This is a genomic window from Syntrophales bacterium (assembly GCA_030655775.1).
GTDB lineage: Bacteria > Desulfobacterota > Syntrophia > Syntrophales > JADFWA01 > JAUSPI01.
This window is the reverse complement of sequence record JAUSPI010000108.1, coordinates 1-14,833: the sequence shown is the minus strand read 5'-3', so window position 1 is coordinate 14,833 and position 14,833 is coordinate 1. Positions and strand designations below refer to the sequence as shown.

Annotated in this window: 12 protein-coding genes; 7 read left to right on the top strand and 5 right to left on the bottom strand. The window is 44.7% G+C overall.

What is annotated here, in order from left to right:
• Positions 1 to 311: 311 nt before the first annotated feature.
• Positions 312 to 2,072 (top strand): caspase family protein, encoded by a 1,761-nt coding sequence (locus tag Q7J27_05700; GenBank protein MDO9528636.1) that lies wholly within the window; start codon positions 312 to 314, stop codon positions 2,070 to 2,072.
• 19 nt (positions 2,073 to 2,091) lie between these two features.
• On the opposite strand, the gene Q7J27_05695 is transcribed toward Q7J27_05700, so the two are convergent.
• Together Q7J27_05695 and Q7J27_05690 are read right to left on the bottom strand one after the other, a co-directional pair.
• Positions 2,092 to 3,447 carry an acetyl-CoA hydrolase/transferase C-terminal domain-containing protein gene (locus tag Q7J27_05695; GenBank protein ID MDO9528635.1) on the bottom strand — a complete coding sequence of 452 codons (1,356 nt, stop codon included), beginning with the start codon at positions 3,445 to 3,447 and terminating at the stop codon, positions 2,092 to 2,094.
• Between the two features lie 82 nt (positions 3,448 to 3,529).
• Positions 3,530 to 5,473 (bottom strand): aconitate hydratase, encoded by a 1,944-nt coding sequence (locus Q7J27_05690; protein ID MDO9528634.1) that lies wholly within the window; start codon positions 5,471 to 5,473, stop codon positions 3,530 to 3,532.
• A 256-nt stretch (positions 5,474 to 5,729) separates the two neighbouring features.
• Between Q7J27_05690 and Q7J27_05685 the strand changes: the two genes are divergently transcribed.
• The 3 genes from Q7J27_05685 (at position 5,730) to Q7J27_05675 (ending at position 9,818) form a co-directional block, all read left to right on the top strand.
• Positions 5,730 to 7,019, top strand: a complete 1,290-nt coding sequence (locus Q7J27_05685; GenBank protein MDO9528633.1) for a DUF401 family protein — start codon at positions 5,730 to 5,732, stop codon at positions 7,017 to 7,019.
• Between the two features lie 226 nt (positions 7,020 to 7,245).
• Positions 7,246 to 8,595, top strand: coding sequence for a phosphoglucosamine mutase (gene glmM, locus Q7J27_05680; protein MDO9528632.1), 1,350 nt, complete (start codon positions 7,246 to 7,248; stop codon positions 8,593 to 8,595).
• Positions 8,596 to 8,855: 260 nt separating this feature from the next.
• Positions 8,856 to 9,818 carry a 6-phosphogluconolactonase gene (locus Q7J27_05675; GenBank protein ID MDO9528631.1) on the top strand — a complete coding sequence of 321 codons (963 nt, stop codon included), beginning with the start codon at positions 8,856 to 8,858 and terminating at the stop codon, positions 9,816 to 9,818.
• Positions 9,819 to 9,873: 55 nt separating this feature from the next.
• On the opposite strand, the gene Q7J27_05670 is transcribed toward Q7J27_05675, so the two are convergent.
• Together Q7J27_05670 and Q7J27_05665 are read right to left on the bottom strand one after the other, a co-directional pair.
• Complete coding sequence (locus Q7J27_05670; protein MDO9528630.1) at positions 9,874 to 10,839, bottom strand: asparagine synthase-related protein; 966 nt, start codon at positions 10,837 to 10,839, stop codon at positions 9,874 to 9,876.
• A gap of 97 nt (positions 10,840 to 10,936) precedes the next feature.
• A complete protein-coding gene (locus Q7J27_05665; GenBank protein MDO9528629.1) occupies positions 10,937 to 11,410 on the bottom strand; it encodes a YajD family HNH nuclease in 474 nt (157 codons plus the stop codon).
• A 307-nt stretch (positions 11,411 to 11,717) separates the two neighbouring features.
• Between Q7J27_05665 and Q7J27_05660 the strand changes: the two genes are divergently transcribed.
• The 3 genes from Q7J27_05660 to Q7J27_05650 all read left to right on the top strand — a co-directional run bounded on the left by Q7J27_05660 (position 11,718) and on the right by Q7J27_05650 (position 14,529).
• Entirely contained in the window at positions 11,718 to 11,957 is a 240-nt protein-coding gene (locus Q7J27_05660) for a FeoA family protein (protein ID MDO9528628.1), read from the top strand.
• Entirely contained in the window at positions 11,954 to 14,146 is a 2,193-nt protein-coding gene (gene feoB / locus Q7J27_05655) for a ferrous iron transport protein B (GenBank protein MDO9528627.1), read from the top strand. The genes Q7J27_05660 and feoB overlap by 4 nt, the downstream gene beginning before the upstream one ends.
• A gap of 98 nt (positions 14,147 to 14,244) precedes the next feature.
• Positions 14,245 to 14,529, top strand: a complete 285-nt coding sequence (locus Q7J27_05650) for an integration host factor subunit alpha (GenBank protein MDO9528626.1) — start codon at positions 14,245 to 14,247, stop codon at positions 14,527 to 14,529.
• A gap of 9 nt (positions 14,530 to 14,538) precedes the next feature.
• Here the strand turns inward: Q7J27_05650 and Q7J27_05645 are convergent, their stop codons facing one another.
• On the bottom strand, positions 14,539 to 14,676 hold the full coding sequence (locus Q7J27_05645) for a hypothetical protein (GenBank protein MDO9528625.1): 138 nt from the start codon (positions 14,674 to 14,676) through the stop codon (positions 14,539 to 14,541).
• Positions 14,677 to 14,833 lie beyond the last annotated feature (157 nt).

Below are 14,833 nucleotides of genomic sequence, written 5' to 3'. Positions count from 1 at the left end.
GCCTTGAACATTGCTTCTGTGCCTGGACGGATGGTGAAAAAGATTCTATGACCACTCAAACATGTAGTGCCAGAAAACGAGGCTGGCCGTCTTTAACTTACTGTTATTGCATAAGAATATTTTTGTCTTCATGAATTTGGGGTAAGTCCCTGTGCAAAAGAATGGCTCCTGCCTCGATGGCCTGGTGAGCAATGAGCGTTTTTCTCCGGCAGCTTCAAAAACTTCTGCAACATCTTGTAGTTACTTTCTCTTGACAGGCAAGAATATTTCATCTTATACTTTTGTTACCCTACCAAAAAAGGAGTAGCTTCATGCCGCGTCGTTACTTTCACTTTTGGCTGTTATTCATATCTTTAGCCCTTATTTTCCCTCCAAATATAAGTGCGGCTTTTCGTCAGGTTGAGAATGATCAAAGCTATGCATCTGATAGAGAACCATCCGGAGAAATAATATTAGCACAAAGGCGAGATGACTGGCGCAGGAGACAACAGATAGAGCAGCAGCGCCGGATCCAGGCCGAGAGAAGGCGCAGACAGCAGATAGAGCAGCAGCGCCGGATTCAGGCCGAGAGAAAACAAAGGCAGTTAGAACAGCAAAGACGGCTTGAACCGCAGAGAAAACAAAGACAGTTAGAGCAGCAAAGGCGGCTTGAAGCGCAGAGAAAACAAAAGCAGATAGAACAGCAAAGACGGTTCGAAGCGCAAAGAAAACAAAAGCAGTTAGAGCAGCAGCGACGGCTTGAACCGCAGAGAAAACGAATACAGTTAGAACAACAAAGGCGGCTCGAAGCGCAGAGAAAACAAAGACAGTTAGAACAGCAGAGACGCCTGCAAGCTGAAAGAAGGCGCTGGGCAATAGAACGTCAGCGACAAATAGAAGCCGGGATTGCCCAGAGGGCAATAGAGCGCCAACGACATCTGGAAGCAGAAAGATGGCGATTAGCGGGAGAGCCTGAAAGGCGCTTGGAAGAGGAGAGGCTGCAGAGGGAAGAAGAGCGCCAGAGGCGTCTGGAAGAAGAAAAATGGCAGAAGGAGATGGAGCGTCAAGACCGCCTGGAGGAAGAAAAATGGCGGAGAGAAGAAGAGCGTGAAAAACGTCTGGAAGCAGCAAGATTAAAGATGGAAGAAGAAAAATGGCAGAAGGAGATGGAGCGACAAAACCGTCTGGAAGAAGAAAAATGGCGGAGAGAAGAAGAACAGCGGGAGCTTAAGGAAAAGAAACCTGAACAGAGGCGCGCCGAGAAAAAAGTTGATGAATCTTCGTATCCTAAAGTAAAAGTTTCCTCCTCGTGGCGAGCACCCAAAAATACGAGGATACTGTCTGTGGCAGTTGGTAATTTTAAGGACGCCTCTATCCAACAAGTAAGCAATGCCACCTCCGATGCGAAACATCTTGCCTCTTTCGCAAGAGCTTCCGGTATCCCGGAAGAGAACATAACCCTCCTTACTAACGAAAAGGCGACACGTAGTGAAATAATGGATAATTTGGCGAAACTCAAAATGGCCACGACAGAGGAAACGGAAACAGCCATTTTATACTTCTCCGGACACGGGGCACCGATTATGAAAAACGGAAAAATCGTTGACTCTGTCATTGTTCCCTATGATGCAAAGGAAAGCAGTATGGAGCACACTGGCATAAAAATATCAACACTTCGGGAAGTCCTCTCAAATGTGAGCGGTAACTGGATTGTAGTCCTTGACTCCTGTTTCAGCGGCAAACCAGGCCGCAGTCTTATGCCTAAAGACGTAAAAGCACTTGCCGTCGTTCCCAGGGATTTCAACGTTGTTTCAAAGTCGCCGAAAAAAACGTGGTGGGTAACGGCGACCAGCGGTGACAATTATGCCAACAGTTTCCAGAAGAAAAACCTCGGTCTGTTCACATATTATTTCACAAGGGCCCTGAACGGTGAAGAAGGGGTCGATGCTGACGGGGACGGGCTTATCAGTCTGAGAGAAGCCTTTACCTGGACTGATTCGGAGGTTAACGCCGTATCACGCAAGTCACTTGGCCGCCCCCAGGATCCTGAAATAATTGGGGAGGGAGATGCTATCCTGACAATGCCTCAATGAAAAATCTTTATATGCCCCCCTAAAGCCTTTCGTAGGGGAAAAACCCCTTAGGCATGTCTTTTTGAAACCTTTGTAGCGGTTTATGAAAAACACCACTGTCAAAAATATGTTTCAGCAGTTTCTCTCTGGTCTCAGGTTCCGCCAGGTGGGCAATCCCAACAGCATGCTCGGTAATGCTCAGCCCTCTCGGGTCAAAAGCGCCGTATTCTGTAACAATAATGACGGGGTCAGCGGCAATAGCGGTGGTCGTGATCCCTTCAGGACTCTGATCTATAATCTTGGACACGCCTTTTTGTGTTGTTGATTTCATAGCAATTATCGGAATGCCTCCCTCGGACAGGTAGGCCCCCCTCAAGAAATCGGATTGTCCACCGACGCCGCTGTAGATTTGCCTGGCATACAGTGAGTCGGCCCATATATTACCATGCAGGTCAACGCCGATGGCGCTGTTTATAGCCACCATTTTCGGCTCACTGGCAATATGCAGGATGCTGTTTGTTCGGTCCGAAGGTCTGCTTTGCACAGAACTGTTATAGTTGAACCAGTTATATCCACCCTGGGTTCCGGATAAAAAGAGTGTGGCAATTGAAAAACTGTTATTCATGTACCTGTTCGTTACAATTCCCTTTTCAACGAGTTTTATCATGGCATCTGCAAACAGCTCCGTCCGGATCCCCAGATCCTTAACGCCCTTTTCAATGATCGAATCCGTAACCGCCTCCGGTACCTCCCCGATTCCATACTGTAATGTGCTCCCATCTTCGATGTACAATTGCGCGATCAGATCAGCAATCTTTTTTGACCGATCGTCCGGTTTTTTTACCGGGCTTATGGGAAGGTCGTAATCACAATCGACAAGATAATCGATAGACTCCTCATGAATTGTCGTGCCCAGCACAAAAGGCATCCTCGCATTTCTTTCCGCAATTACTATCCCGTTGTTTTCCTTTGCGATTTGAACCGCAGCGAGTACGCCCTCGACCGATGTTCCCAGGCTGAAATTTCCCCCGTTGTCAGGGCCGCTGACGGACACGAAAACCATATCAGGTTTGAGGTGTCCTCTTAACTGCCTGGGTATGTCGGACAGGTGGAGCAACTGGTACTTTGCCCATCCGTTGTTTACGGCGCGCCTTGAGTAGGGACCGTTGAAGATAACCCTGTGGGTAATTCTCGAACAGGTCTCTTCACTGAACAACTCATCGATTTCTCCAAGAAGAAGAACGCTCAACATTTCAACATCTTTGATGGACGTATCTTCCCACATATATTTCAATAGAAACTGGGGAGTTGCCGCATTGCCGGAACAGTAGATCCTTGTTCCGGGGGTTATGATGGATGAATTGATAACTTCCCTGGGATTTACGACTTTTTTCATTTTGATTACTCCTGAAATAAAAATGTTTGTGCCACGAGAAAAAGCTCATACACCCTTGGAGGCACGCTGGCACACCAGAGGGTCATCCAGGTGATATTATATAATTGAGGGCGCCACCTGCAAGGAGGATTTTTTTCTGCTTTTCCGAAAGGTTGTAGATTACTTCGAATGACCTTTCTTTTGTTGAGTTTTTCACAGTCATTGAACCGTTCGATTCTAACACCTTTCTGACAAACGGTATCTCCAGACTGTCTCCCTGATCTACCGAATCGTAAGTCTTGCCGTCTTTAAATGTAAGAGGAATTATACCAAAGTTTATCAGATTCGCCGTATGAATCCTTTCAAACGATTTTGCGATTACAGCCTTTACCCCGAGAAACATTGGACATAGTGCCGCATGTTCTCGTGATGATCCCTGGCCGTATGACAGTCCCGCCACGATGATATTGTGTCTTCCGCCGTCCTTTATCTTCTTTGCACGCTCATGGAATTTATTATCCAGTACCTCGAAGACGAATTGAGAATATTTTGGTATATTAGAGCGGTATTTCATCCTGTTACCAGCCGGAATGATGTGGTCTGTCGTTATCTTGTCCCCAACCTTGATAGTCACCTCCCCTGATATATCCTCCGGAAGAGGATCGTTTGTTGGAGGGTCTCCGATATTCGGTCCCCTGTATATCTCAACGGGTGACAGATCTTGTGTATCTTCAGGCTTAACAATCATCCCGTCATCAACATGGAATTCTTCAGGCATACTCACTTCCGGGTATTTCATACCGAGATCACGTGGATCTGTAAGTTTTCCTGTTATAACCGCGGCTGCAGCCGCCTCAGGACTGACAAGATAGACCTGTGCATCCTCTGTTCCCGATCTTCCCAGGAAATTTCTGTTGGATGTTCTCAGGGAGACGGATTTTGTCCGGGGGCTATGGCTGTTGCCGATGCAAAATCCGCATGCACATTCTGCCAGTCTTGCACCTGATTTTAGAAGATCCACAAGATATCCGTCTTTTGCAAGATTTTCAACTACCTGTTTTGAACCTGGCGCTATGACGAAGCTTACCCCGTGGTGGGCAGTCTTATCCTTAAGTATCCTGGCAACTGTTGCAAGGTCTTCGTAAGAGGAGTTGGTGCAACTTCCGATACAAACCTGGTCGACATCAATTTCACCAGCATCTCTGATGGTACTTATATTATCCGGGCTGTGAGGTTTTGCAGTGAGCGGGACTATTTCGGATAGGTCAATATCAATTATCTTGTCGTATTCTGCATCCGGGTCCGCTTTGATCTGTATCCATTCCCTTTCTCTATGCTGTGCCTTCAAAAAAAGCCTTGTTATTTCATCACTTGGGAAGACAGAGGTAGTAACACCACATTCCGCCCCCATATTCGTAATTGTTGCCCTTTCCGGCACGGAGAGTGTCGTTATGCCCTCTCCGCCGTATTCGAATACGCAGTCGACGTTTCCATTTGTGGTAAATATTTCAAGTACTTTAAGGACAACATCCTTGGCAGAGACCCATGGCGAGAGCTTTCCTGTGAGGTTGATCTTTATCACCCTCGGACAAATAAGAGTAAAAGGTTCACCCGCTATCGCAAGGGCTACATCGAGACCGCCCGCACCTATGGCAATCATACCGAGCCCCCCGCATGTCGGCGTGTGGCTGTCGGAACCGAGCAGTGTTTTTCCCGGGTTTCCAAATCTTTCAATGTGGACCTGGTGACAGATACCGTTTCCCGCCCGTGACAGGTAGATGCCGTATTTCCTTGCGATGTCGTGAAGGTATCTGTGATCATCCGCATTTTCCGATCCGACCTGCATGGTATTGTGATCTATATAACTTACCGAGAGTTCGGTTTTTATACCGGGTACTTTCATGGACTCAAACTGTAGATAGACCATCGTTCCAGTAGCATCCTGCGTCAATGTCTGGTCTATCTTTATTGCTATCTCTGTGCCGGGCATAAAGCTGCCGGAAACAAGATGCTCGTCAATAATTTTCTGGGTAATTGTTTTAGCCATCTCACTTTCCTTTTTCCGAAGTGCCTTGATATTTGAAGGTATATCAATAGCATATTGAGCCAGGTGTTACAATTGTTTACTGAGGGATTTTTATTATGATTTTTCAATGCCCCGCCGCTTGCGGCGGGGAGAGCCATTTCCTCCAATCAGAGGATACCTCAAAGGATATCCTTTTTGATTGCTTGACTCCGTAGACTGGATGACATATGAAAAACAGTAAGGCGCCCGGCATTTCCATAAAGGACATTCATAATCTATGGAGTTTATTTTACATATTTCAGCCATCATCAGAATCTCTCTGGTCTTTGTCTTCGTTCTCATCTGTATAAGAAAGAAACTCTCCCTGGGAAATGCTTTTCTTATAGGGGCATTACTCCTGGGGATCCTGTTCGGATTAGGCCCGAAGGCCATGGTGCAGACTGCATTAGAATCCATCATATATCCGAAGACAGTATTTCTTGCTATAATTGTTTCGCTTATTCTTGTTCTAAGCAGTAGCATGGAAATGGCCGGTCAAATGAGGCGACTTCTTGTAAACTTTCAAGGGCTTGTTTCAAATCCCCGGATAAAGCTTGTCGTATTCCCCGCCTTGATAGGGCTCTTGCCCATGCCGGGAGGTGCCATTTTTTCCGCTCCCATGGTTAAAGAACTGGGTAAAGACACGTCTCTCGCACCCGATATGTTGAGTTTCGTAAACTATTGGTTCCGGCACATCTGGGAGTACTGGTGGCCGCTATATCCGGGTGTGCTCCTTGCGATAACTCTTGCCGATATTAACCTCTGGACATTTGTTACGGTTATGTCTCCATTGACCATAGTGTCCATCTCTTTCGGTTACCTTCCGATAAAGGGACTTAATAAATCGAATAAACTCAAAGATTTCAAGGGGCGCCCTTCGGTAAAACCCTTTGTGACGGAACTTACGCCGATTCTCATTGTGATATTCATGGGACTGGGCATCGGAATTATCTTGTCTTTTCTATTACCAGATTTTACGGTATCGAAAGAGGCAGGGCTTGTCATTGCTCTATGCATAGCGATAGGCTGGATCTGGCGTAAAAATGGTTTCAGTAAAACCCAGATACGAAACCTTCTTGCTGATCCTCATATCCGCAGCATGATATACATGGTGATAGCTATTTTTATTTTCAAAGGAATGATGGAGGGCAGCCGTGCGGTTGAAGCAATAAGCAACGAATTCAGAATGCTCCATGTTCCGCTTGTTCTCATTACCATGGCTTTGCCGTTTCTTGTGGGTGGCGTTGTCGGGATTACCGTCGCCTTTGTTGGAACGACGTTTCCCATACTTATTCCGTTGATTTACTCTTTCGGTGAAGCACAGTTCACCATGGCATATATCATGCTCGCAATCGGGAGCGGTTTTATCGGAGTTTTGCTGTCTCCGCTTCATATCTGTTTACTCCTGTCGAATCAGTATTTCGGTACCACTCTCACACCGGTATATAAACATCTATGGTTGCCGAGCCTCTGTTTTATTCTCTCTGCTTTTGCCTATTTTTGGGTATTACGTTGGGCATTTATGTGATAGACAACCGTGCAGGATGTAGGGCAATAAAATATGAGTTTTCTATCCTTAACGGGAGACCGTTATTGAAAAATCTATAGTTTTTGATAATATAGCAAAAAATTTTTTATTGAAAATTCTATTGGAATGATATAAACATTGCACTTTTATATAAAAAATTTGCATCTTACCCGAAAACAAGAGGACATTAATATCGTAGTACACCAAACCAAAAAGGAGAGATAAAATGGGAGAATTATTCGGCACCGATGGAGTAAGGGGTGTCGCAAATGAATATCCGATGACATCGGAAATGGCATTAAATATAGGAAGGGCCACGGCTCATATCTTTAAAAGAGAGGGACATGCTCCCAAAATTATCATTGGAAAAGATACACGAATTTCCGGCTATATGATTGAAAACGCCCTCGTGTCAGGTATCTGTTCCATGGGAGTTAATGCAATACTGGTAGGTCCCATGCCGACGCCGGGAATTGCCTTTTTGACTTCAAGCATGAGGGCTGATGCAGGTATTGTCATATCTGCCTCTCACAATCCCTTTCAGGATAACGGCATCAAGATATTCTCGAATGACGGCTACAAATTACCCGATGAAAAAGAACTTGAGATTGAAAAATTGATCTTTTCAAACAACATGCATAAACTTCATCCCTCACCCGATGAACTGGGCAAAGCATCTCGTATCGATGATGCCAGAGGACGATATATTGTCTTTTTGAAAAATTCTTTTCCCAAGGAGTATACGCTGGAAGGAACAAAAGTCGTGCTGGATTGCTCAAATGGAGCGACCTATCGAGTGGCACCCGAAACATTTTCCGAATTAGGAGCTGATGTTACTTCAATCTTTGCCGAACCAAATGGGCATAACATCAATGATAAGTGCGGATCCCAACATCCGGAAACGCTTGCCGAAGAGGTTGTAAAACAAAAGGCCGCCGTTGGTTTTGCCTTTGACGGTGATGGCGATCGTCTCATCGCCGTTGACGAAAAAGGAGGAGTGCTGACGGGAGATCAAATTATGGCCATCTGTGCCAAGGTTATGAAGGAGGAAGGTACGCTCACCAATAATCTGGTCGTCTGCACCGTCATGAGTAATATTGGTTTCAGTGTAGCCCTGAAAGAGCTCGGAATCGATCAGGTGGCCACCAAGGTCGGAGACCGATACGTCCTCGAAGAAATGCGGGCCAGAGGGGCCGCCATCGGTGGCGAAGATTCGGGGCATGTAATCTATCTGCAGCACCACACCACAGGGGATGGCATTATTACCGCACTCCAGGTAATGGCAGCAATGATGAAGGAACAGAGGCCACTGTCTGAACTGGCCAAGATCATGACGGTATTTCCTCAAAAACTGATTAATATTGATGTGAAATCAAAACCGGACATATCGACGGTACCGGAAATTGGCAAGGCCGTTGAGGCCGTGGAACAAGAACTGGGTGACAAGGGGAGGGTTCTCATTCGATACTCGGGAACCCAGAACATGTGCCGAGTCATGGTAGAAGGGCCGACCGACGAAAAAACGGAAAAGTACTGTAAGCAAATTGCCGATATTGTTAAAGAAAAACTGGGGTAACGGCAAAGGTTTAGAGTTTCGAGTTTTGGGTTTAAAGTTTGACAGACTCGCAAAAAGTCGAATTTCTACCCTTTTTGTCATTCCCGCGGAAGTGGGAATCCAGTTCTTTCAAGTACTTATGGGCTCCCGCTTCCGCGGGAGTGACTCGACTTTTACCTTTTTACGAGTTCATCGAGTTTAAGGTTTAAAGTTTTTGGTTTAAGACTTTGAGATGATACTTCAAACGAAACGTGAAACAGAGATAAAGGAGGAGTCAATTAATGCCTTTTAAAGTCATCATAACCAGCGATTTTGATCACATGAGTGAAGTTGCCGCTCAAATTGTTATCGACAACATTAAAAAAACCCTGGACATGAAGGACAAATTCGTCCTTGGCTTGGCAACCGGTAACTCACCGACCGGTCTTTACAAACATTTAGCCAGGGCCGCCAATGGGGGTGAATTTGATTCTTCGAAGATAGAAAGTTTCAATCTCGACGAATACGTTGGTCTGCCCGGTGAAAACGCTCAGCAAAGAGCTCTTCACCCGGAAAGCTACAGCTTTTTCATGGTTCAGGAACTCTTTGGATTAATTCAGAAAAAATTTAAGGAAACAAATGTTCCCTGGGGCACGTTGATTGACCAGGAAAAACTCGAAGCAGAGCTGAAGGCTCATCCCGGTGACTGGCAGGAACAGGGCGTTGATAAAGGAAAGGCAATCGTTATCAATAAAGATGCCCGGTCTGAATATCTCCGCTGGATTCGAAGCGAAATACTGAATGCTTATGGTGCAAAGATCAGGCAAAAAGGTGGTATCGACCTGCATATCGTGGGTGTTGGCGGAAAGGGCCATGTTGCTTTTCATGAGTCGGGGATACCCTTTGAAAACAATGAAATGCTTCTTGTGAAACTTGATGACAATACCGTAGAGAACTCTGTTGAGGATGGCCATTTTGCAAGCAAGGAAGAAAGCCCATGGTATGCTATTTCTATGGGGGCTGCGCTTGTCTATCAGGCGAAAACCGTTGTCCTTCTAGCCAATGGAAGTCGCAAGTCAGAGTCGGTCGCTGCATCCCTTTTGAATGACCCCAATCCTTTGATTCCCATATCGTATGGGCAGATATTTGCAAAGAACGAGGGGGAAATGATTTACGTCATCGATAAAGCGGCTGCCGAACATGTTCTGGAAAATGTAAACGATATAACCGACAGGGGAATTGAGATAGACGACATAAGCAAATAGAGTCTGTCATGAAATGACAGACTCACCGAATCCGACTTTTTACAATAAAACTGGGTTAAACAGCCTCTATGGTTGATGGTGGTTTTCTCGCTATATTGTAAGTAACGCTTACAATTCCCTCGACTTCCGTAGTTATTCTTTCAGCCAGTTTCTCCAGAGTTTCATAAGGGAGTCGAGTCGGTGACCCAGTTACCGCATCTTCACTGTCCCAGCATCTCACCTCTATCTGGAAACCATAATCTCTTTCCCCGTCTCTTATTCCCGTTACCCTGTCTTCGTGGAGAACTGCAAGATATTGGAATGCTTCGGTATCAGATAATTCCTCTTCAACAATTTTCGTTGCTTTTCTTACAATTTCTACTCTTTCCGGTGTAACTTCTCCGATTACCCTGGCAGCCAGGGCAGGTCCCGGAAACGGAGGCCTTTTGTATATTTCTTCCGGCAGGCCGGACACTTTTCCGACTTCTCTTATTGCCGGTTTTCTCAGCTGAATTAAAGGTTCTATCACCTTATAGCCATACATTGCTTCAGGATCGATTCCAAGCTGTTCCAGGACATTGTGCTGTCTTTTTATTCCCGCAACGGTTTCTTCTACATCTGTGTAGTTCGTTCCCTGAAAAAGACATTTTGCACCACTCTCTCCGGCAAGCTTACCAAAAACGTCTTTGTAAAATGTCTGAGTAATTGCTTCTCTCTTCTCTTCCGGATCTGTCAGGTTCTTAAGTGCATGAAAGAACTGACTTTGAGCATCGATTAATTCTACGGGGATTCCCAAATCTTTAAACCATGAAACAATCTGCTGAGGTTCATCCTGCCTCATAAGGCCGGTATCTATAAAATACGATTTGAGCCGGTTTCCAAGCGCTTTGTAAGCCAGCATCGTAACGACCGAGGAATCGACACCACCGGACAATGCGTTTATGGCTAAACCTTCTCCCACAACGGAAGAAATTTCTTTAACTTTTTGTTCAATAAACGTTTTAGCATCCAAACCCTTAAATTCTATTTCTTGAATTTTCATTAGTACCTTTTCCTTAATTTGTAAGAAATTTTCAAATCTGTGGTGGTGAACCCTTCATACTAACAATTTTTTTCAATCTTTTTTCATATTCTTTCTGTCATTTTTTTGCTTTTTTCTTCATCGCCTTCTGCAGTTTTTCACCAAGAATCCCCATACCGGAAGCTGTTACATCTTGATCATTCCCATATTCATACACTACGCTGCTTTCTTTTTTGCTGTGAGTTCCATCAAAGTAATCTCCAAGCAGTTCCCTGCTGTGGATGTTTTCATGACAGTAAATGCAGAGATTTTCCCAATTTTTACCATCAGACGGATTATAATGATGATTGCCATCCTTGTGGTGTACAGTAAGAAGGTGTCGGTTGGAATTGTCAAACTCCCTGCCGCACCACGCACATATCAAGCCGTGAATAGCCAGCGATTGTTCTCTGTAATCTTCACCATGTGGTTTTTGCATCCCTTTTTTTATTTCTCTGACAACGTCTTCAACCGGCCTTGAACTCTTTTTCCTGTCTATGACAACTGTTGACTTAACACGTCCGCCCTTACTGCTAAAGGTTGTCCTTGCCACAACTTATGCTCCTCTTTTCAAGTTTAATGCATCAATGCTAAATCAGAAACCCCCGTTAATCATAAAGATCAGACATCTATACAGGGATTGAATCACTTGGTATCCTCTCTTCATGGTAATGATATCAGAAAGTACGAACAGATAAAACAGTAAATTTATTTCCCGGCAAATCCAAAAGCCTTGACATTTGGGGGTTCCAGACTTATTATCTTACTGCAATCACGGTAAGATTTTTACCGATCGACACTATTTGCAGGAAAAATATTTGTGTATGTCCTGAACCGGACGGCGGATGAAAGAATGAAAAATGTATCTTAGCGAAATGAAAGAGGGGCAGGTTGGTGTAATTGTCCATGTTGGTGGTGATGCTTCTATTCGGCGAAGACTCCTTGAGATGGGTTTTGTAAAGGGTTCAGAGGTTTATATGGAAAAATATGCCCCTTTGAAAGATCCTATCGAACTGGTCATTAAAGGGTATCATGTATCGCTTTGTGTAGAAGAGGCTTCGCAGATAACAGTTGAGGACGTAAGAAACGGACAAATATGACATCTCCCAAGGCATTGACCATAGCTTTAACAGGAAATCCCAATTCGGGAAAGACAACGATCTTCAATAATCTTACAGGGACACGTCAAAAAGTGGGGAATTGGCCCGGAGTTACCGTGGAAAAGAAAGAAGGGATCCTCCACAGGTACGGACGCGACTTGAAGATCATCGATCTTCCCGGCACTTATAGTCTTACAGCCTTTTCAATTGAAGAGGTCATAGCCCGCAACTTTATCCTTGATGAAAATCCCGATGTGGTAGTTGATATTATTGATGCCACGAACCTGGAACGGAGCCTTTATCTGGCCACCCAGCTCCGTGAGCTTGATACCAAGGTCATTTTTGCACTGAACATGTCCGACATGGCACTCTCGCGCGATATCCAGATTGACAGCGTAAAGCTCTCCGAGCTCCTTGATGTACCGGTAGTATATACAGTAGGCAATAAAGGTGAGGGTACCGATGATCTTTTAAAAAAGGCGATTGAAGTGGCCGAATCTTCCCAGAAGCCTCCAATGGAACGTCGGGTCAAGTATAGCAAGGATATTGAAAAAGCCATCAGTCAACTATCTGATTTTATTGAAGACAGGGTCCAAGATAACTTTTCCTACGATGTCAGGTGGATTACAATAAAACTTCTTGAAGATGATGAAATTGTCAAAAAGCGCGTCCTTGAGAGCGTAAACAACCAGGGACAAATCATTCTTGAAGAGGCTAAACAGCAGCGAGAGCGGCTTACCAGACTGTACAATGATGAGCCCGGCATTGTGATGACTGAGGAGAGGTACGGTTTTATTGCAGGAATTATCAAGGAGATACTTAGAATTCCCAGGAAGAGACGTGTTGATGTGTCGCGAAATATTGATCTCGTCCTTACAAACAGATTTCTGGGATTTCCCATCTTCATATTTTTCATTTGGGCAATGTTTCAGCTGACCTTTACCGTCGGCGCCTATCCGATGGAGCTGATAGGAAGCGGGATTGAATCGATTTCCAGTGTTATGAGAAGCCTCCTTCCTGATGGCTTATTCAGTGATCTTATTATAAATGGCATCATTGCCGGCGTGGGGAGTGTGGCCATATTCCTTCCTAACATCTTGATACTTTTTTTGTGTATTGCCATTTTTGAAGATACGGGTTACATGGCGCGGGCAGCGTTCCTTATGGATAAGATCATGCATCTTGTGGGGTTACATGGGAAGTCCTTTATTCCCATGCTAATGGGTTTTGGCTGTAATGTGCCCGCGATTATGGCCACTCGCACGCTGGAAAGCGAAAAAGACCGCATTCTCACTGTTTTGATTAACCCGTTTATGTCATGTTCTGCCCGTCTCCCCATTTATATCCTGTTAGCAGGCACTTTTTTTGCGGAGAGAGCGGGAAATGTTGTGTTTTCAATCTACCTGATTGGTATTGTGATTGCCATACTTGTAGGTCGGCTCATTCGATCCACCCTCCTCAGGGGGGATACAGCTCCATTTGTGATGGAACTTCCTCCATACAGGATGCCGATGTTCAACAGCCTGGTGATTCATATGTGGGATAGAAGCGTGATATTTATCAAAAAGATGGGCGGAATCATACTGATCGGTTCAGTTGTTGTGTGGGCTCTTTCTGCCTTTCCTCAGAATTTTCAGTTTTCCAGTGATTACGATGCCCGGATCCTTAGCATTAAGAACTCGTACCAGGCAAAAGAGTTGAGTGTTACCGGACAGGAGCGAGAAGAATTGGAGAGGGTCACGAATAAAGCAATTGCAGAACTTGAAAGTGCTCGATCTGCTGAAAAGGTGGAAAAATCGTATATGGGCCGTATTGGAAAAGCTATAGCACCTATTTTTGCTCCCATAGGTATTGATTGGCGGGGTAGCGTCGCCCTCTTAACGGGATTCGTTGCCAAGGAGATTGTTCTGAGCACTATGGGAGTCCTCTATGCAGCGGGTGGCAAAGAGGAGAACGCGACCCTTAAAGAAACCCTGAAAGTGTCAGGAATGACATCCCTGTCCGCCTACGCCATGATGGTGTTTGTTTTGCTGTATATTCCGTGTCTGGCCACGGTAGCAGCCATAAGAAGGGAGACAAACTCCTGGAAATGGGCATCATTCAGTGTCGTATTTAATTTTTCCCTTGCCTGGATTATGGCCTTTGCCATCTATCAGGGAGGGAAATTATTTATTTTGCATTTTATATGAGATTACGGTTGAATTTTATAATAATTTTGTCTATATAATCATTTAACTATTACATCATATATTATATTTATAGTAATTGAACCAAAAAGGAGAGGAAGATGACACTTACAAAAGCTAGTATCGTGGAGGACCTTTACTCTGCAACTGACCTTCCGAAAGGAAAGTGTACGGAGCTTGTTGAAAGCGTATTCGAGTTGATTAAAGACGAGCTGAAAAAAGGAAATGACGTTCGTATCTCGGGCTTTGGAAAGTGGTCTGTCAGGGAGAAAAACTCTAGGAGGGGGAGAAATCCTCAGACAGGTGAGACCATTATGCTGGATGCCAGAACAGTTGTCACTTTCAAGTGTTCGGGAAAGCTGAAAAAGGTAATAAATAAGGAATAAAATTTAAAATTAGTCCTTATTTTCAAGTGATTCCCTGATAAACTTACTTAAAAGTGGATGCGGCTTCATTGGTCTTGATTTGGCTTCCGGGTGAAACTGGCAACAAAAAAACTGCGGAGTTTCTTTGATTTCTACTATTTCCGCCAGATGTCCATCCGGTTATGAGAGCTTTGCATAATACCAATATTGTCATTGCGAGCAAAGCGAAGCAATCTCGCAACATATTGACAATTCATAAGATTGCCGCGTCGCTAAAGCTCCTCGCAATGACCAGAATTGCAGTTTTGCAAAACTCTCGTTATAT